17 protein-coding genes and 2 riboswitches are annotated in these 19,817 nt (G+C 38.2%); of the genes, 4 read left to right on the forward strand and 13 right to left on the reverse strand.

The annotated features are described in order from the left end of the window. The first annotated feature begins 111 nt into the window (after positions 1 to 111). On the forward strand, positions 112 to 597 hold the full coding sequence (locus tag MKY80_RS11800) for an NUDIX hydrolase (RefSeq protein WP_239354761.1): 486 nt from the start codon (positions 112 to 114) through the stop codon (positions 595 to 597). Positions 598 to 644: 47 nt separating this feature from the next. Here the strand turns inward: MKY80_RS11800 and MKY80_RS11805 are convergent, their stop codons facing one another. The 7 genes from MKY80_RS11805 to MKY80_RS11835 form a co-directional block, all read right to left on the reverse strand. After that, entirely contained in the window at positions 645 to 1,460 is an 816-nt protein-coding gene (locus MKY80_RS11805; RefSeq protein WP_089986471.1) for a dipeptide/oligopeptide/nickel ABC transporter ATP-binding protein, read from the reverse strand. 2 nt (positions 1,461 to 1,462) lie between these two features. Then, entirely contained in the window at positions 1,463 to 2,236 is a 774-nt protein-coding gene (locus MKY80_RS11810; protein ID WP_089986470.1) for an ABC transporter ATP-binding protein, read from the reverse strand. A 10-nt stretch (positions 2,237 to 2,246) separates the two neighbouring features. Further along, complete coding sequence (locus MKY80_RS11815) at positions 2,247 to 3,029, reverse strand: ABC transporter permease subunit (RefSeq protein WP_253734800.1); 783 nt, start codon at positions 3,027 to 3,029, stop codon at positions 2,247 to 2,249. A gap of 22 nt (positions 3,030 to 3,051) precedes the next feature. Further along, a complete protein-coding gene (nikB, locus tag MKY80_RS11820) occupies positions 3,052 to 4,005 on the reverse strand; it encodes a nickel ABC transporter permease (protein ID WP_239354643.1) in 954 nt (317 codons plus the stop codon). Between the two features lie 71 nt (positions 4,006 to 4,076). Continuing rightward, positions 4,077 to 5,696 carry a nickel ABC transporter substrate-binding protein gene (nikA, locus tag MKY80_RS11825; RefSeq protein WP_239354644.1) on the reverse strand — a complete coding sequence of 540 codons (1,620 nt, stop codon included), beginning with the start codon at positions 5,694 to 5,696 and terminating at the stop codon, positions 4,077 to 4,079. A gap of 144 nt (positions 5,697 to 5,840) precedes the next feature. Further along, positions 5,841 to 6,034, reverse strand: a riboswitch (cobalamin riboswitch). 130 nt (positions 6,035 to 6,164) lie between these two features. Beyond that, the gene (gene metE, locus MKY80_RS11830) at positions 6,165 to 8,462 is read right to left on the reverse strand and encodes a 5-methyltetrahydropteroyltriglutamate--homocysteine S-methyltransferase (RefSeq protein WP_342529348.1); all 2,298 of its coding nucleotides are present in this window, start codon (positions 8,460 to 8,462) and stop codon (positions 6,165 to 6,167) included. 279 nt (positions 8,463 to 8,741) lie between these two features. Then, positions 8,742 to 8,921: riboswitch (cobalamin riboswitch) on the reverse strand. A gap of 157 nt (positions 8,922 to 9,078) precedes the next feature. Beyond that, on the reverse strand, positions 9,079 to 9,954 hold the full coding sequence (locus MKY80_RS11835; protein ID WP_342529350.1) for an aminoglycoside phosphotransferase family protein: 876 nt from the start codon (positions 9,952 to 9,954) through the stop codon (positions 9,079 to 9,081). Between the two features lie 354 nt (positions 9,955 to 10,308). Between MKY80_RS11835 and MKY80_RS11840 the strand changes: the two genes are divergently transcribed. Further along, positions 10,309 to 10,497 (forward strand): DUF4177 domain-containing protein, encoded by a 189-nt coding sequence (locus tag MKY80_RS11840; protein WP_008177708.1) that lies wholly within the window; start codon positions 10,309 to 10,311, stop codon positions 10,495 to 10,497. A gap of 223 nt (positions 10,498 to 10,720) precedes the next feature. Here the strand turns inward: MKY80_RS11840 and MKY80_RS11845 are convergent, their stop codons facing one another. Together MKY80_RS11845 and MKY80_RS11850 are read right to left on the reverse strand one after the other, a co-directional pair. Next, positions 10,721 to 11,338, reverse strand: a complete 618-nt coding sequence (locus MKY80_RS11845; RefSeq protein ID WP_090001386.1) for a hypothetical protein — start codon at positions 11,336 to 11,338, stop codon at positions 10,721 to 10,723. Positions 11,339 to 11,690: 352 nt separating this feature from the next. Then, entirely contained in the window at positions 11,691 to 12,455 is a 765-nt protein-coding gene (locus MKY80_RS11850) for an SDR family oxidoreductase (RefSeq protein ID WP_342529355.1), read from the reverse strand. Between the two features lie 315 nt (positions 12,456 to 12,770). Here MKY80_RS11850 and MKY80_RS11855 point away from each other — a divergent pair, with 315 nt between their 5' ends. After that, entirely contained in the window at positions 12,771 to 14,198 is a 1,428-nt protein-coding gene (locus tag MKY80_RS11855) for a serine hydrolase domain-containing protein (protein ID WP_342529357.1), read from the forward strand. Between the two features lie 523 nt (positions 14,199 to 14,721). On the opposite strand, the gene MKY80_RS11860 is transcribed toward MKY80_RS11855, so the two are convergent. Both MKY80_RS11860 and MKY80_RS11865 read right to left on the reverse strand, forming a co-directional pair. Further along, entirely contained in the window at positions 14,722 to 15,330 is a 609-nt protein-coding gene (locus tag MKY80_RS11860; protein ID WP_107922607.1) for a cysteine peptidase family C39 domain-containing protein, read from the reverse strand. Positions 15,331 to 15,682: 352 nt separating this feature from the next. Next, a complete protein-coding gene (locus tag MKY80_RS11865; RefSeq protein ID WP_174804747.1) occupies positions 15,683 to 16,201 on the reverse strand; it encodes an NUDIX domain-containing protein in 519 nt (172 codons plus the stop codon). A 537-nt stretch (positions 16,202 to 16,738) separates the two neighbouring features. Here MKY80_RS11865 and MKY80_RS11870 point away from each other — a divergent pair. Next, positions 16,739 to 17,545, forward strand: a complete 807-nt coding sequence (locus tag MKY80_RS11870) for a class I SAM-dependent methyltransferase (protein ID WP_342529362.1) — start codon at positions 16,739 to 16,741, stop codon at positions 17,543 to 17,545. A 608-nt stretch (positions 17,546 to 18,153) separates the two neighbouring features. On the opposite strand, the gene MKY80_RS11875 is transcribed toward MKY80_RS11870, so the two are convergent. Both MKY80_RS11875 and MKY80_RS11880 read right to left on the reverse strand, forming a co-directional pair. After that, positions 18,154 to 18,903 carry an ABC transporter permease gene (locus MKY80_RS11875; protein WP_090001378.1) on the reverse strand — a complete coding sequence of 250 codons (750 nt, stop codon included), beginning with the start codon at positions 18,901 to 18,903 and terminating at the stop codon, positions 18,154 to 18,156. Beyond that, positions 18,904 to 19,665 (reverse strand): ATP-binding cassette domain-containing protein, encoded by a 762-nt coding sequence (locus MKY80_RS11880; protein WP_342529364.1) that lies wholly within the window; start codon positions 19,663 to 19,665, stop codon positions 18,904 to 18,906. It abuts the gene before it with no gap. Between the last annotated feature and the right edge of the window lie 152 nt (positions 19,666 to 19,817).

Raw genomic sequence — 19,817 nt, forward strand, 5'->3', positions numbered from 1 at the left:
ATTATTTCGCTCAAAAAAAGATTGTTAATCAATCCCAATGAAGCTATATTTATGAAGTCTACTTTAAAAAAGCGAATTATTTTGCATAACGATGAAACGTGGAGTGACGGGATGGGCTATATAACAGAATTAAGAAAGCTTATCGGTAATAGACCGATTATAAGCGTCGGTTCGACAGTTCTTGTTGTTAATGATGATAAGAAGATACTCTTTCAACATCGTTCAGATACGTTGGATTGGGGATTACCTGGCGGCTCAATGGAAATAAACGAAACATTAGAGCAGGTTGCTGCTCGTGAACTTTATGAGGAAACTGGACTCGTGGCTACAGAGTTTGATTTTATCGGTGTTTTTTCAGGACCTGATTATTACTACTGTTATCCGAATGGCGATGAAATCCATACAGTCATTCACCTGTATAGGGCTAAACATGTAAGGGGTGTATTGGAAATGAAAGATGGTGAGAGCTTAAGCCTCACTTATTTCAGTAAGGAAGAACTTCCGAATAATATGGAACAGAGGACGGTCGCTCTCTTATACAACCTAGAGGGTAAAATATGGGGGTTCGAAAGCTCCTTTACGAAGCTTTCCAAATAACAATGTAAGAATTTTAATAAGGACTTTCTTCGCAAAGACATTCCAGTTCATTCTAAAGTATTCTTGTGAATTCTTTCGCGAGGGTGAGTGGGTAAAATCGCGTTGTATAGCTCAAGTGATGCGGAATGCTTAAATGGTTCACCTTTCATACTTTCCTCTACTAGCTGACCATTTTGCATGACAAGGATGCGATCTGAAATAAAGCGTGTAGCCTGTAGGTCATGAGAAATGAAAATGTATGCAAGTTGCAAATCCTTTTGTAGTGTCTGTAGTAATTGAATGATATGTTTTTGCAAAATCATATCTAAACTACTAATGGCTTCATCTAAAACAATTAATTTTGGGTGTAAGGCAAGCGCTCTTGCAATGTTAACACGCTGTTGTTGTCCTCCGCTAAGCTGGGAGGGATACTTTTCGGTAATAGATTTGTCTAACTCTACATGATCAAGTAATTCCTTTACCTTATAATGTCTCTCAGCTGAGCTATAATGCTCGAAATTTAGGTACGGTTCCTCTAAAATTTGAAAAATGGTCTGCTTTGGATTTAATGAATGATAGCTATTTTGAAAGACTGCTTGTAAATCTCTCCGTATCATTTTTTTCTGTTGGCTAGTGGCATCATAAAGATTAACCCCTTGAAATAGAATCTCACCGGCTGTTGGCCTTTCCATTCCTAATATAATTCGGCCCAATGTGCTTTTTCCTGAGCCACTTTGTCCAACAATCCCTAAGCATTCCCCCTCCTGAAGTGAAAATGATACTTTCTGTAATACAGGAGCATCCTGTCTTCGCTTGAATATGAACGGTCTATGTGCATAGTTCTTCTCAATATTTCTCACTTCTAGTAGCTTCAATTTTTTCACCTCTAAAACATAATTCGGGATTGTAATAGTTTTTTTGTATAAGGATGCTGAGGTGCATCAAAAAAATCATAGACATTCGCTTGTTCAATTATTTCCCCCTTATACATCACGGCCACGTCATCAGCAAGTTCAGCAATAACGCCTAAATCATGTGTCACAAGAAGGATGGCTGCCTGTGTTTCCAAGCGAATACGGTCAAATAAGGTCAATACCTGCTTTTGATTGACTGTATCAAGAGCTGTCGTTGGTTCATCAGCTATATATACCGAGGCTTGAATTGCCAGTGACAAAGCAATCATTACACGCTGTAGCATTCCCCCACTTAATTGGAATGGATAATAGTGTAAAAGGCGCTCGGGATTAGGTAAATTAACTTTTGACATGCTTTCAATAGCAATTTGTCTTATTTCATTTTTAGTTATAACAAAATGAGCCTTTAATGATTCACGAAAATGACCTTCAATGGTTTGAACACGGTCAAAGGCAGTCGAAGGATTTTGCATAATAATGGAAAGATGTCTACCACGATAAGCTCTCATTTGAGCAGCAGTTACCTTCAATAAATCTTGTTGATGGTAGAAAATTTGCCCTTTGGTGATCTGTGCTCTAGTCGGCAAGGCTTGCATGATAGCTTGGCAAAGCATCGTTTTCCCACTACCGCTTTCCCCAATAATTCCTAACACTCGGCCTTGATAGGCTGTTAAATGAATGGAGGATAAAATATTCTGTTCTCCAACTTTGACCGATAAGTCTTTCACTTCTAAAACTTTCTTCATAACTACCCCTTTACTGATCAGGCTTCTTCAAACTACTTGCTAAAACATTACATACTAGGACAACAAGGACGATAGCAAGCCCAGGATATAGCATTAATTCAGGATGTTGGCGGATATATTGCTTCCCTTCATTTACCATCATTCCCCATTCAGGGGTAGGAGCCTGCACACCAAGCCCAATAAAGGAAAAGCCCGCAATCTCTAAAATGACCTTCCCCATATCTAATGCCACAATCGTTACAATCGGTGGCCAAACATGAGGGAGATAGTGACGAATAATTAATTTCGCACCTGTAGTACCACTAATTCTTGCCGCTAGAATAAAATCTTTTTCATTCATGCCAATAAATAAACCTCGGATTAGCCTCGAATAATAAATAAGCTGTGTTAAACTAAGTGCAATTAACACATTTTTCAAGCTCGGTCCTAATACACCTAAAAGCCCAAATGCTAGTACAAGTGTTGGAAAAGCTAATAAAATATCGCATACCCGAATAAATAGCGCATCTATTATACCTCTTTTTAAGGAGACCCATGCGCCCAATAGTATCGCTACTAGAATAGCAACTATTTGTATGACGAGCGCCGCACCTAAAGAATACCGAATCCCTAAAAGCAATCGGGAGAAGACACATCTTCCTAAATGGTCTGTTCCTAATGGATAGTCCCATGAGGGTGCTAAAAATTTCTTAGAAATATCGACTGCTAAAGGGTCATGAGGCATAATGAGTGGGGCAAACAGTCCGAGTAAACCAATAAAAATCAGTAAGGTGAGACTAATATATCTTCTCATATGTATACGTCCTAAGTTCACTTTACTCTCTCCTATCCTTCATCATCAGATGAGGATCCAATAAACGATGCAATACATCTGTGCCTAAATTGGCGAGCACATAGATGACAGCAATCACCAACACATAGCATTGTACAACGGGGTAATCACGATTCGTTATGGATTCTATTATATATCGACCGAGTCCAGGCCAACTAAATACTTGCTCGACAATGACAGCACCACCTAGCAAATTTCCGAGTGTCATCCCAAACAATGTTGATATCGGTATAGCAGCATTCCTCCCCACGTGTCGAATGAGAATGACCGATTTTCTCAAGCCTCTAAGCTGTGCATATTTTACATATGGCTGCTCGTATTCTTCGATCATGGCAGAGCGGATAAACTGTGAGAACAATCCGATTGTAGGTAAAGCTAAGGTGAAGGCCGGTAAAACTATATGTGCTATCGAACCTTTTCCATTCGTTGGAAAAATGCCAAGTTTTAAGCTGAAAAGATAGAGTAGGATAAACCCTAACCAAAATGTTGGAATGGATACACTTAGGACTGTAAATAATCGAATGATTTTATCGATAAAGGAATGCTTATATAATGCGCTCACAACCCCTAATGGAATACTAAAAGTTAAAATGAGGATAAATGCTACTAAAGCTAATTCAATGGTAGCGGGTAGTTTAGCAAATAGCTCATGAGCCACGGGTAATTTACTAACAAAAGATGTCCCAAAGTCTAGCTGTAAAATGCCTTTTACCCATAGCAGATACTGCATGATAAAAGGCTTGTCTGTCCCTAATTCTTCTCGTAAAGCTTGTATAGCCTCTGGTGTTGGGGCAATTCTTGAGAGTCGAAGGATGACCTCTGCCGGTTCTATTGGTACGAAACGAATAAACACAAAGGTCAGAATAGATACGCCTACTAATACAAATGGTAGAGTGAGAATTCTTTTTACACAAAACATCCAAGTCGATTCGTACATGCCGTCACTTCCTATTTCATCCGATGATAAAAAGAGAGTTGCCCTATTTCGACACACTCTCTCTTTCATACTTAGTTTTCTTTATCCATTTGCGCATATGGAATGTCATACTCAGAAGCACGTGGTGCAAAATCCTTCATATATGGTTGATAAATAACATTATTTGTTTCATACGATATTGGATAGAATAATGCTTGATCGTGGAACATTGTTAAAATATCCGTATATAGCTGCACGCGTTCCTCTTCATCGGTACCGACTAATAATTGATGTATGTTTGTATCGATCTCCTTAGCATTTGGTAAGCCTAATTTTGCTTCATATACACCACTAGCATTTGGCGTAGCTGATTCATTTGCAAAGCTATGTGGATCAGTCGGCGGTCCATTTGTTCGCCAGAAGTTAATATCAACCTGATCATCCATTAATTTTTGCAGACCAACCATAACATCTGCCCCTTCAATATTTAACTGTACCCCTATTTTTGCTAGCTCGCCTTGCATTAACTCCGCCATAGGTTTTTGAATGGCATCAGTAGCAATATAGATTAAATCTAATGTAAGGGGTTGACCATTTTTCGAACGAATTTTTTCACCCTTCTGTAGCGTCCAGCCCGCTTCATCTAGCAATTTCTTCGCTTTTTCAGGATTATATATAATGGGCGCTAAATCAATATTGGCATAAGGAATGGCATTCCAGAATAGCGTGTTTGCCACTTTTTCTGTACCATGTGTAATATTGTCTACCATTTGTTCTTTATTGATAGCATATTGAATAGCTTGTCGAACCTTTAGCTCAGCTAACGGTCCTGACTGAGTATTGAACAGTAATGCTTTCGTAGACAGCGGCTCAGATGTAGCTGTTTTATATTTGCCACTATCTCTTAAGTACGTATAGTTATCTAAACTAATAATCCCTCGACCATAAATGACATCTAATTCTTCATTTTCAAAGGCTAACGAAAGGGATTCCGAATCTGGAATGATCTTAACCTTTATTTTATCTACGAGAGGTTTTTCACCCCAATAATGTTCGTTACGGCTAAATAATGCATATTCATCTTTTTTATAGTCTGTTAATACCCATGGTCCTGTGCCAATAGCTGATTGAATGGAATCATTTGTCGCATCACCGTCTGGAAAGCCATTATCCCCTAAAAAACGGAAAGGTCTGACAAAGGCTAATTCGTTTAACACAGGGTAATATGGTTCGTCTAATTGCAAACGTATTGTTGATTCATCTACTTTGACGACCTCTTTAATATGGTTGACCATACCCATCCAAGAATGCATGTCACGATTCGCTAATACTGCATCAAAATTGCGAATCACATTATCAGCATTAAAGGCAGTCCCATCCGAATAGTTAACATCCTTGCGTAAATGAAACGTATAAGCAGTTTTATCCTCTGAGATGTCCCAGCTTTCTGCTAGCTTTGGTGTAATTGTGCCATCATCGTTATACGCCACTAAAGATTCATAAACCATGGCTTGAGCAGTCATCTGATTTGGTAAATATGTATGGGGATTTAATGGCCCTACATCTAATGGCCATCCAATCGTAATCATTTTTTCATCTGTTTGTTCTGTTGGTGCTGAATTTCCTTTGTCCTTTTCTGAGCTTGTACAACCTGCAAGAAAGCTCAAGGTCAAAACAAGCAGGAAAGGCAGTAAATACTTCGTCCATCTCATTTTTTGTCTCCTATCTCTATTCCCTGTTCCTATCTACAAAATGAATAGAAAGAAGGCATAAAAAAACCTTATTCCACAAGAATAAGGACAGATAGACCTACAAATACGTAAGCTTCCATCCATCTCCCTATCTTTCGTAGATCATCAATGAATCTTCTTACAAGCAGGCATTCTGGCTTATGATTCATCATTTTGCTTCACCTTCCCAAGAAAGAACTTAGTGGTAATCGAAACAAAACTCCTCATTTACAGCTGCGGGACAGCATGGGATTTACACCCATTTTCCTTTTAATTGAATGAAAAATACTTTCATTCAAACTTGTAATGCAATATTTGAAATTAGTAATAAACATAACATGCTGAAATGTTCACGTCAATTTTATTTTCTGAATATAATAAAACCTCTATACAAAAAGACCAGGTAGATGACCTGATCTTTCTTTAACTCCTTTTATTATATTGTTTTCGTTATCTTGATATAGATTCCTTCACCTCCTGACGCAATATTTTAGTAGCACCTACCATATTAGCTAAAGCCGCGATTGTTTCTGGCTCTTTCCTTGTTTTTAAGCCACAGTCAGGATTAACCCAAAATTGATGTTTGTCTAGAACTTGTAAACTATCTTTCATAATGGCTAACATTTCGCCTTCACTCGGCACACGTGGGCTATGAATATCGTAAACACCTAATCCGATTCCTTTTGTATAAGGTTTTACTTGAAGGGAAGAAATTAGCTCTCCATGGCTACGTGATGTTTCAATAGAAATCACATCTGCATCTAGCGCGCTAATGGGTTCTATGAAATCGTTAAATTCGCAGTAACACATATGTGTATGAATTTGTGTTTCATCCTTAACACTCGATGTAGCAAGCTTGAAGGCATTGACCGCCCAGTCTAAGTAAGCCCCCCATTCTTCTTTACGAAGAGGTAACCCTTCACGGAGTGCTGGTTCATCCACTTGAATAATGAAGATGCCAGCCGCTTCTAGTGCTTCCACTTCCCTGCGAAGTGCTAATGCAATTTGATAAGCCACATCTTTTCGAGAAATATCATCGCGTACAAAGGACCAATTTAAAATGGTCACTGGCCCTGTCAGCATCCCTTTTACAAAGCGCTTCGTTAAGCTTTGGGCATACGCAGACTCTTTCACGGTAATGGCTGAAGACCATGCAACATCTCCATAAATAATTGGAGGCTTCACACAGCGAGAGCCATACGAAACAACCCATGCTTTTTCAGTAAAGGCAAAGCCCGTCAATTTCTCACCGAAATATTCAACCATGTCTGTCCGTTCAAATTCTCCATGAACTAGTACATCTATATCAAGATCCTCCTGCAAGTGAATCCAGCGTTTTGTTTCCAGTTCAATAAATGCTTCATAGTCTTCATTCGACAATTGTTTCTTTCGCCAAGCATTACGATTTCTCTTCACCTCATCAGATTGAGGGAAGCTGCCAATTGTCGTTGTTGGGAAAAGGGGTAGTCCTAATGCCTGCTGCTGTATTTTTTGACGTTGACTAAAATCATTATGTCGCTCAAAATCCTTTGTTGATAAGGATTGAGCGGCTTGTTGGATAATCTTATTTTGACGAATTGAATGATTTTTTAGTGCTTCAATGGCCTTCATACTTGCTGAGAAATTATGACGTAGCGTTCCGTCTTGATTTTTTCTATATTTAGTGAGCTCAATAAGCTCTTCGATTTTTTCATCAGCAAACGCCAGTGCTTGTTTGAGAACAGGGTCCAGCTTCTTTTCAAGTGAAGTAGATATTGGCACATGTTGAAGGCTACTTGAGGGTTGAATCCACAATTCCTTAGCATCGCTAAGCTTTTCAATAGCTTGAATCGTGGCGTTAGCCTCCGCTAGGTTGGAACGCCATATATCACGACCATTAACAATACCAATAGCTAAAACTTTATCCTGAGGGAAACCAAATTTTCGAAGGGACTCCATATTCCCTTTATAGCCATGTACGAAATCTAAACCAAACCCTTGGACAGGCAATGTAATCAATGTTTCATAGGAGCATAATGCTTCAAAATATGTTTGTAGCATTAGTTTTGCTGCTGGAACGGTTGTCGCTAACTGAGCATAGATTTCCTGTACTAGCTTCCGTTCTGCTGAGTCGAGTGTCGTCACTAAAGAAGGCTCTTCTAATTGAATCCACTGGGCACCTGCATCTACTAATTCTTGAATAATCTGAGCATAGAGAGGTAATAGAGCTAATAAATATTCGACCTGCGTTAATTTATTGTAGCCCTTAGTTAACTTATAAAATGTATAGGGGCCAATAAGTGTCGGCTTCGCAATAATACCGAACGCTTCTTTTGCCTCTAAAAAGTCGGCCAATACCTTATTTTCAGTTAGTTGCAGCGGTTGCCCTTCATATTCAGGGACAATGTAGTGATAGTTGGTATTAAACCATTTGGTCATTTCACTAGCTACTGCTGAATGATTGCCTCTCGCTACACTGTAGTAGGTATGTAAATCTACCCTTCCACCTTGCCAGTTAAAGCGCTTGGGTACTAAGCCAAACATTAAGGCTGTATCTAACATTCTATCGTACAATGTGAAATCCCCCACTGTCACCATATCGATGCCAGATTGTAGCTGCTTTTCAATCCGCGATAACCGAATACTTTTTAGGGTTTCCTGAAAATCCTCTTCCGTTCGTTCTTGACGCCAAAATGCTTCTAACGCCTTCTTCCATTCGCGATCATCTCCGATATATGGATAGCCAATGAGTGTACTAGTATAAGTCATATTTAATCTCCCTTTCATCAATAAGTTTATGGTTACTTGCTCTTACAAATTTGTGTCATCCCATGCTAGATTCAGTGGCTCTATATGAAAACCAGTGGACTTTGCTCTGGAATACAGAATAGTAGCATGAAAAAAAGCCATTCCCCTTCTCGGAAAATGGCTGCATGGTAAATTTATTAAGACAAAAACAATACGAAAAAGTAGAATTTTCGTAAAATCACTTGTTATCGCACAGTGCCTTTTTGGTCACTATTCACCACCTATTTCCACGTAGGTATTTGGTGTGTACTAGAAATTGGCAGGTCTCCTGGCTTCTCATCAACACGCCTCACAGCCTTCCCGGTTTCCCAGTGGCATTTGTGATTTGCTCCGAATTACAGTTGCGGGACAGCGTCGGATTTGCACCGACTTCCCTTTTAAGCCAGACTTTCATCTGGCACCATTTCTTACACTATATTCAGTTATGCCCATACTATACCATATATTTCAGAATAGTAGAAATTGTTTTTACATAAAACTTTATCTATTTACTCTGTTTTTAATTATCAACAATTGGGCTCTTAGTGATAATGCCTTATATTAATTGAACTGATTCCACATTAATTGTACAAGAAAACTATTTATAATCTTTAATTCCAGCTTCAAAAGCCTGTCTATCTCCATTTTCAATCCCGTGCAATGCTTCTTGTAAAGCAAATGTACTTTTATAAAATTTAACTCGTTCAGAAATTTCCTGACCATTAGGATATAGGTTAATACACATATCAAAAAAATCCTCACCATAGCTAGAAAGTATTCCAGCAAAGTCATACGCTGGATCTCCTAAACCCGAACCACCAAAGTCTATTATCCCAGAAATCATACTTGTTTCTGGATCCCACAAAATGTTAGATGCACCGAAATCTCCGTGTATAAGCGTTATATCTAAATTGGAGAATGCCTTCCCGTTTAAAAACGTTTCAAAAGATTGTGAGATTTCCTGTTGAGCGTCTTTTCTCATAAAAGGAAATAATTTATTTCGAATCTTATTATACAAGTTATACATCTCTTCATGAGGATTACGAACCTTTAGTTTCAAATCTCGACTTGCTTTTTCTCCTGATATAGAATGAAGTTCTACAAGAAAAGAAACAAGTTGTTTTGCCAACCCTTTAACTAAATCAACACGCTTCACACCTATTAAACTTTCCTTCCACAAAGGAACACCATCTATTAGATGATATCCGGTGAAGACCTTACCTGGTTCTAACTCTTCAAAAGATTGATAAATTGGATTCGGAATAGGAGTTGAAATGGTACCTTTAATGTATTTTAAAATTTCCGTCTCTCTTATTAATTGATTGATTCCAATTTTATATTTTGGAAACCTAAAAACCAAAGATTTGTTTACAATTAACACATCATTATTCTGTCCAATTTCATTAGGATAAATGTCTTCAATGGAAAGGTCGGAATAAAGCGATTGAATGTTTTCAATAAAGTTATTATTCATTAGTAATACTCCCTTTCAGTCTCTTTCTAGCTTTTTGATACGTAAACTCTTGTTGAACTATCTGTTCCTTTAGTTTAAAAACAATTCTTCACAAACTCAACTATACTTTAACAAAAAAATCCAAATCACTTAACAAGATGCTCCACAATCTGGCCATTGCCATGAATAAAGACGCTTTCCTTATTACGAAAAGCGCCTGATTGTTGAATAAACAGTGGTGGGTTTATCTCCAACTCAATATTCAAAACTCAATATTGGCTTTGGTCGTTTATTCCAATTAAAAATCTAATTATGAAACTATCTTCTACTTTCTTCGTATATTAATTAAGTCAACTATTTCTAGAGGTGATCATAATGTACGAATACCATTTCGTTAAAGTGGAACTAAATGCTTGGGGTAGTAAACCAAAAGAAGATTATCAAAATATAATTCACCAATACGCATCTGAAGGATGGAGATTTGTTCAAATTTTTGCTCCTTCAACTAAAGGATATGGTTCCGCAGCTTATTTTGAATTAATATTCGAGAGACCCCTTAATTAGATGTGAGGGGTTTTTCTATTTGGGGAAGCATAAATATCCAACCCTCATTTATATGTGTTATTCACCAATTTACTCCTTTTCAGTAATAAAGAAGCTTTCCGTATTACGGAAAAGTTCCCGATTACTGATTATCAAGACGCTGATTTGTCTTTTGATTGTTAAAGTAATGCATACTATTAGCTGAATACATATTTTACTTTTCCGGTGTAAAGTTCCATCTCACTTATTTTGGGACGATACCTAGCAATCTTCTGCCCATTAGCCATATTGCAAGACCAGTTCCCCACAAGATCAAGGCAGAGCCAAAGCCCACTACAGACATAAATGCATTGATTTGATGTCCCCCCAGTGTGACTGTTCCAGGTACAAATAGCCATGTCATAATAGCAAGTAAACAAAGGAGTGCGCCGGTAAAATAGTAGAGTCTGACTTGAAAAAGAGGTGCCAATGGAAAAAAATGGACACCGACAATAAGAGCTATTATGACAGGTATAAGTTCAGGGTGACGAGTAGCATTACTGACAGCAATTGTGATGGCTATAGCCAAACCCTCTGCTGCAAAAATAATGTTAAACCAAAACGACGTACGCTTCCCATGCCTTAAGTCTGTTTTTGAAACCTGATTCGTCAATTCTCTCGATGCTCGTATTAATGAAAAACCGCCGATGAACAGCGCTATACCTATGGCAACAGCAGTAACTAACAATAATGGAACTCCCCAGCCTTGCAATCCCATAATTCCCGTGTACGCCCACAGAGTACCAAAAAACGCCATAAAAAATACACCAGATGCCGTTCCGCGGACTGCGGCACTAGGAATCGCTCTAGATGTTTGTGTCACAAATAAATACCTCCTTTCAACCTAAGTATATGTTCATTACACCCACGTAACAGCCTACAACAGTATTAGATTTAGTTCATTCAAGAAAAATCAAATATCCTTTTTTATCGTTATATTCAGGCAGGCAAATGAATGAACTTCTCTACCCGGTTATCTCAATACATCTCATTCCACTATAAAGACGCTTTCGTTATTTCAGAAAAGCACGAGTATTAAACTCTGAAAGTATGGAACATTTCACTTCAGAATTGGAGAATTTACTATTTACACTAACAAACGATTGAAAGGAAAATTAAAAGGAATGAGCCCTGCCCAATACAGAGTTCATTCCTCAGTAACTGCTTAAACTATTCTATAGATGAGATCCTCCACTCGCATCGAGCAATTGACCTGTTACCCAACGGCTGTCTGAGGAAGCAAGAAAGGCGGCAATATCTGCCACATCCTCGGGTTCTCCCCATCTGTTGAAAATTGAAAGACCAGCCGCATATTTTTGTCCTTCCAGGTTTCCCAAAGTATCAGCATTCATTTCTGTATTAATAATTCCAGGCTGGATGGCGTTTACCGTAATATTACTGCTCCCTAGTTCCTTGGCTAGAAGACGTGTAAATGTGTCGATAGCACCTTTGGACATACTGTACGTGAAGACACTTGGCGAAGCTGCACGTGTCACAAAGGATGAAATATTAATAATACGCCCTCCTTCTTTTAAACGTGGCAAAGCTTGCTGAGTAACAAAAAGTGGTGCTTTAACATTAATGTTCATTACCTCGTCAAATGATTCTTCCGTCGTCTCATCTAAACTGATAATTTGACCAATTCCAGCATTGTTGACAAGAATATCGAATCCACTACCGCCCATATACTCCCGAATTGTATCATCCAAAGTAGTAAATAAATCTTGAATACCATCTAGAGTACTAAGGTCAGCACCAATCGCGCAAGCATTTCCTCCGCTTTGTTTGATCTGGTGAACAACTGCTTCTGCCTCATTACGTCTTTTCCCGTAATGAACGACAACAAAGGCCCCCTCTTGTGCCAGACGCAATGCAATACTGCGGCCAATTCCTCGACTTGATCCTGTAACTAAAGCGATTTTGCCTGTTAACTTACTCATGCTTCCATCTCCTTGTTCAAACATAGTTATATTACATAGAGAATTATAACAAGGAACATTATTTGAAATGTTGCTCTCCTATTCGGTTTCAAGGAGGTTTTTCGTCACAACTGTAATTCAACTCTACGTGAAAATAGCCCAATTGTCTTGAAGATCGTTGCTTATAGAACTAACATATCTGTTCGTTAAGTGTAACTCTTCACAATTACTTGATATTATATAGATGAATAGAAAGTTAAATTAAAATTTAGTTTAGTAGTTGTAATAATTGCTTATTGATTTTATTTCCTTACAACTTTTCAAAAAGGAGGGTGTATGAAAAAGATTATTATTTTTGTATTAACGTTATTTATATTACTCTCAGGATTCCCAACACCAAGTTATGCGTTGTCAGATTCGAAATCTGCGGCAATACAAGCGTTGCTAGATGATGCCTCTCGTATATCAGGTGTGCCGGGAATGTCAATCTCAATACTTGCAGATGATGAAGTGTTCTACTTTTCTTCAGGGTATGCAGATCGTGAAAAGGGGTTGTCTGCAAGTGAAAATACACTCTATGAGTTAGCCTCGGTCAGTAAAGCTTTTACCGGTATGGGTATTATGCTGTTGGAAGAGCAAGGGCTGCTCTCAATGACTGACCCTATCCAAAAATATTTACCTTGGTTTACGTTAAAGTATCAAGGGAAACCTGTTGAAATGCAAAGCCTTACACTAAATAACTTTCTTCACCATACAAGTGGTCTAACAAATAGTAGACATATTCAAAATATTCCACAAGGCAATACACCAGATATGTTGCAGAAGACTGTGGAAATGCTCGTAGATGCTGAATTGGAGTTCCCTCCCGGTGAACAGTATAACTATGGAACCGTTAATTATGACGTATTGGGTTTGGTTATTGAGATCGTGTCACGACAAAGCTATGAAGACTTTATGGAGGAACAGGTATTTCAGCCGTTAGGTCTTCACCAGACGTATGTTTATAAAAAAGATGCTCAAGCTACTGGACAGTTGGCACAGGGCTATCGTTCTTCCTTTTTTATGACAACTCCATTTAAGGCTCCAGATTATGCTGGGAATAAACCCGCAGGCTACATCATTTCTAATACAAAAGATATGGCGCGTTGGATGGGCATACAAATGGGTATCGTGCAGAACATACCTGAAATATTTCACAGGGTTATTGAAAAATCACATAGGGGTGATATGTCTGTTTCGTCTGTCAACGATATGTATTATGCGGCAGGCTGGTTGGTAAACGCCGACCAAACGATTATAGAACACACAGGGGGCAATCCAAATTTCAGAACCGAAGTACTTATACTGCTAAATGAACGAACAGCCGTCTGTTTACTGAGCAACGGCGCAAATACCAATATAAACCTGGTACTAAAAGTTAAAGATATATTAGACGGCAGTCTAGCTCAGTCCTATGAAATAAGCGGCACACAGTATTTGGATATCATTTTGTCGTCTATCACAATTATTCTTTGCCTATTGGCTGTTTTGCTATTTCTCTTAGGATTACGCAGAAGGAAAACAAATGAGCGACATCTAATGACAAAAAAGAGATCAATCGTAACAGTTATTTTCCTGATCGCTACGATTGCCCTGGGTATACTGTGCTTTGCTTTCGATTGGTCAACGATACTTATTTGGCAAACATATAGCGTTCTTACAGCTTTGATTTCGTCAGTATTATTAACAGCGAGCATTACATGGTTTGTATACACTCACCGATAAAATACCTCGCTCCCATGATAAGCATATTGTGAAGGAATTACATTTCAATTTATAGGTATCTTTAAAAAACATAAGACACTTTGGTGTCTTTTTTTATATCCTCGACAATTTTCCCCAGTTAAACCTAATTACTATTGCTTCCACTAACCTGCTCCTCTCGTGGAATAAGGATTTTAATCAACTATATTATTTTTGCACAAGCGTCGTTAGGGAACATTTTTTAAGGATTGTTATCCCTCAATCTTGCCCTTTCCATGAAGAAAGACGCTTTCCTAATTTCAGAAAGCGCCCGATTGTAGAAGATTATTTTTCAGGTCCTCAAACTTTCATTTGGGAACATTTTTTTGTTTAGATTTGTAAAAAGTTATTTTATTTGGCTGTTTTCGTATAGATTGTTGCTCCTGATTTTGACTATTTTCTTTAATTAAAGCCCCTGTTAGTTGAACAAAAATGCACCCCAAGCGCCGTTTTAACGTTGTAAATCCGCATTTTTCTGACTGGACCCTCTCATTCAATAGTAGCTTTATGTGGCATCCACGGTTATGTAAGTATTGCTATAAAGAGGCATATGAATTCTCTTTATATTCCAAAGTTTCTTAAATTCATTAATTGGAACTTTTCGATTATAGCTATTGTTAGCATCATCACAATTCACTAGATGCCTTAATGATTCTGAAAGGTAAATATTTTTCTTGTCATAACCTACAACAGGGACAAAATGCAAATTATTACGATTTTTCTGTACTTTTATAAAAACAATTACGGGAGTACCTTTACTAACTTCATACTTTAATGTATTTATATTTCCTTTATAATAGTTTGTTTGAAAGCCCTTTCTTCTTAATACTTTACGAATTCCCTTTGAATATACAGTGCCTGCCCTTGTTTTACTAGGAAATTGCGTATATAACGCTTCACCCTCTTCCTCCATACCAAAATGGCGCAATACATACGCTGTTGAAAATGCTGCACATTCCGTATTGTTTTGAAAATCTATTCGGTTGTTTTGTAGAATAAGATAGTTAGCCGGATAATTTCTTTTTCGTAAAACAGGTATGGGTAATGTCATTAAATAGGCATTAATGATAGTTGATATAATAATCCATAAAATAACTGTTTTAACTATAAACATATTACTTCCCCCATTTTTTACGTCCATATCGAAACAATATTCTAAATCCTTCTTGCATTTAACTGCATCATAGTTGGCTAACAACAATCTTTACGAAAACAGTCTTTCTTTAAAGTATTAAGTTTACTTTTAAGTCCAGTATTTTGCTGCTCAATTCAAATGCAATATTAGCGTGTAAATGGCTTTGACAACCTTTCAATAACGTAGTCATTGACTACCATCCATTCTTAATTGCTTCTTCTATAGTTTCAAAAAAAGATATCTAGTTCATCTATATCCTGAGTTAAAGTTTCTTCAAAGTTTTTAAAAAAAACAACACGTAAATTACCTTTTTGTGATTGTTGGAGATTAACTACACTCGAATAGTGCCTCGTTGCTTTCGGCTATCAAAGAGTAATTGAATAAGGCTTTCATAATAAGGAATAAACTCTCCTTTTTTTATCATAGTCAAAATTTCTTGCTTGCTTGCCCATTTCACATTTTGTACTTCCTCATACTGTAAAGTGAGCTTATGTAACTGCACATTTTCTTCGATTAGATATATATCGTCAAAACCGTTCTCAAAGTTAATGGTTAAATGAGGACGTATTTGCTGAAGATCTAATTGTAAACCTATTTCTTCATACAATTCTCTTTGTGCTGCAATTTGACTTGTATCCCCAGCTATCGCGCTCCCTCCCACAGTAAGGTCCCACATATTTGGCCATCCCTCTTTGAAGGGCTGCCTTTGTTGAATGAGCATTTCTCCACTTGAATTAAAAATACAAACATGAATAACTAAATGCCAATCACCAGGTCGAGGTTTTTCACCACGAACCCACATACGTTTTGTTTTAATACGATTTATATCATACACATCCCATAATTCCACAAAATCATCCATTTTCTAATCATCCCTCTCTTTTGCACAATTTTAAAAATTAAGAAAAAAATTGCAATTACCATATATTTTAACATAAATAACTTACTTAATTTAAAAGTGACTACACAACACATTCTGGTCCTCTAATGCAAATGTTGGTTTAACCACATTTTTTTGTTTTCGGTCTCTTTCCAAATTTTCATTTGGGCACATTATTTTGAATGATTATGTATATCTTAAAAACCTTTAATGAGCTAAAGTATCTTGAATTTAAATCTGCTACCTCAACAATTGCGCCCTTTTCCGTAATGACGACTGACAATTTTGGACAAAATGGGAAAGTAGGAATTGAAATTTCCTCTAACTGACAAATTCATAGTTTTATCTTATAATATCTGGAATGATAATCGAGAGGGGAAATGAATTGATGCTGACTTTAAGAGAATACATCATTAACAAGTTAAAACGATGTGAGGGTAAATGTAGCTAAGCCTCAATCCTTTACATAGCGTTCGGCAACGCTACGTTACCCAAGGAGGAGTCTACATGCAAGACCAAGTAAAATCATTTTGTCAAAAATATAATTTATATAAAGAAAATGAAATTCAACAGATACAATTACGTCATCGTTTCGCGTTAGTCGAGGCGTTTGACATTCAAGGAGGCATGCGTGTTCTTGAAATTGGCTGCGGTCAAGGGGATACAACGGTAGTGTTGGCAGACATTGTTGGTGACACTGGACATGTACTTGCACTTGATATCGCAGCAAGTGATTACGGTGCACCGTTAACCCTTGCACAAGCACATGCGCAAATTCAGTCATCGCCATTAGGGAGGCGAATCTCGTTTCATTTAGAGACAGATTTTTTAACGTTTAATCTTTTAGAGGACATTGATGTGGTCGTGTTGTCCCATAGTTCTTGGTATTTCAAATCAATGGAACAGCTACTTCAGTATTTTCAACGAGCGAAGCAATTAGGTGTGAAGCTATGTTTTGCAGAATGGGATATGGCGTATACGAGCTTACAGCAGCGTAGTCATTTTTGTGCAGTTTCCATTTTAGCGCTTTATTCAGCCTTTATTGAAAACGGAGGGAACATTCAGAATGTGTGGAGTAAAAGTCAAAGTTTAGCTATTGCGGAAACAGCGAATTTTCAGTTGAAAAAGTCTGTTATCGTTGAAGCTGATTATTTGCAAGATGGTGGGTGGGAACGTGATTATGCAAATGCCATCGCTGATGAATTTGAGATAGCACCACTTTCCATTCAAGCTTTAATAAAGTCCTATATAGAAGTGATGAATGAGACACAAGAGGTCGCTTCTCTCAATAGTTTTGTTCAAGTATTTGAATAGTCGAACGTAACACAATCAACAAAGCGGTATGTTCCGTAAACATACCGCTTTGTTGAATTTATTTGTGATATATTCAATCCTACAAGCTCCATAACATTTAGAATAAGAGGTTAAAGAAAGTGCCTTTTTTCTATTGCATATTTTGGTCGAAGTACTATGTTTCGAGACCGTATTGTTCATTCATTATAACGTAGCATAGGGCCAAGATGACAAAGAAGCCATCTCGGTTTTTATCTATATAGCTTGTGTTTTAAACGCACTTTACAGTTGCCTTTTATAATCTAGCACCTTAAACATCTTAGTCTTATACAAACTTGGATTCGCCCTTATTCAACTAACCTTCCCTGTTAGTTTAAGTGAGAAAAATCACAATCTTATTCTAAGATTTCAACAATAATATCCAATTTAACGAAAACGTTCCTCAACAATAAAAGATCTCACTAAAAAAATCTTATGAAACTTCTCCTTCACCTTGTATCGTTATTTTTTTAATATTTTTTAGAAATGTACATGGGATCGTTAGCTGTCTTTACTGTATCCGTACACCGATAACCAATTCTTAAGCAATGATATTAAAGACGCTACTGCTTTATTTTTTCATTATCTCCCTAACTTAACTGGCGCTTAAATTGTTTAATAGCGAAAATGTAAGCGATAACCATGATGCCGACGCACCAGGAAAGAGCAAGCCAGATATCGTTGCCAACAGACCCTTCATATAAGAGGGCACGAATCGCATTCACGATTGAGGTAACGGGCTGGTTTTCAGCAAACGCACGGACAAATTTTGGCATTGTTTCGGTGGGAACAAAGGCTGAACTGATAAACGGTAAGAAAACCAGAGGGTATGAGTAAGCTGTCGCCCCCTCCATAGTCCGTGCTGCCAATCCCGGAATAATGGCCAACCATGACAGAGCTAGCGTAAACAACCCCAGTATCCCAGCCACTGCAAGCCAATCCAGAATTTCAGCGCTGGAACGGAAGCCCATTAAGAGCGCGACGAGGAAAACCACAACAATCGTTATGGCATTAGAAACAAGCGAGGTCAATACGTGAGCCCACAATACAGACGAGCGCTTGATGGGCATGGTCATAAAACGCGCCATCAGCCCGTTCTTTATATCCGTAAACATCCGTGCGGAAGTGTAAGCGCCGCCGGATGCGATAGCCATCAGCAAGATTCCTGGCAATAAATAATTGACGTAGTTATCCGTACCTGTTTCTATGGCGCCGCCAAATACGTAGACAAACAGAAGCATCATCATAATCGGCGTAATCGCCACTGTAATTATAGTATCCGGGCTGCGCATGATGTTACGCATTAATCGTCCTAATAATACCCATGTTTTGCTTGTCATTTATATTCCCTCCTTTTTGCCTATGATTCCGAGGAAGATTTCCTCCAGTGTCGGTTGCTTTTCAATGTACTCTACTTTCGCTGGCGGGAACATCTCTTTGAGTTCGCTTAGAGTACCAGTTGTAATGATTTTTCCGTCATGTAGGATGGCAATACGATCGGCCATTTGTTCGGCTTCCTCCAGGTACTGTGTCGTTAGGAAGATGGTCGTGCCACCACCAGCAAGCTCCTTAACAGTTTCCCAGACTTCAATACGAGCTTCGGGGTCAAGCCCTGTTGTTGGTTCGTCTAAAAAAATGACTTCTGGCCTCCCAATTATGCTCATGGCGATGTCTAGCCTGCGCTTCATCCCCCCAGAGTATTTGTCTGCCCGGCGGTTTGCCGCATCGGTCAGGCAGAATTTTGCTATCAGATTGTCTGCGATTTGTGAAGGATTGGAAATGCCTCGCAACTTGGCAACCAGCATCAGGTTTTCCCGCCCCGTTAGCATGCCGTCTAAAGCGGCGAACTGCCCTGTCAGGCTGATGCTCTGACGGACATAATCCGGTTGACGCTGGACATCATGACCGCAAATACCTACTTTGCCACCATCAGGCTTCATCAGCGTTGAGAGGATGTTGACTATCGTCGTCTTGCCTGCTCCATTTGAGCCTAGAAGTGCGAAAATTTCGCCACGATGCACCTCAAAATCCACCCCCTTTAAGACTTCCTTTTCTTTAAAAGATTTTTTTAACCCTTTTACAGAAATCACTTCATTAGTCATACTTAATTCCTCCCTTATAAAAATCTCTTTACCGTTTTCATTTACTTCACTACTTAGTATAACTGATAATCTGTATAACTTAGTACTTAATTAAAAGTAAAACTGAATAGCGAAGGCGGTAATTAACAATTGTAATTAGCTATTCAGTCCGA

It is taken from the genome of Lysinibacillus sp. FSL R5-0849, assembly GCF_038595075.1.
Classification (GTDB): Bacteria; Bacillota; Bacilli; order Bacillales_A; family Planococcaceae; genus Lysinibacillus; species Lysinibacillus fusiformis.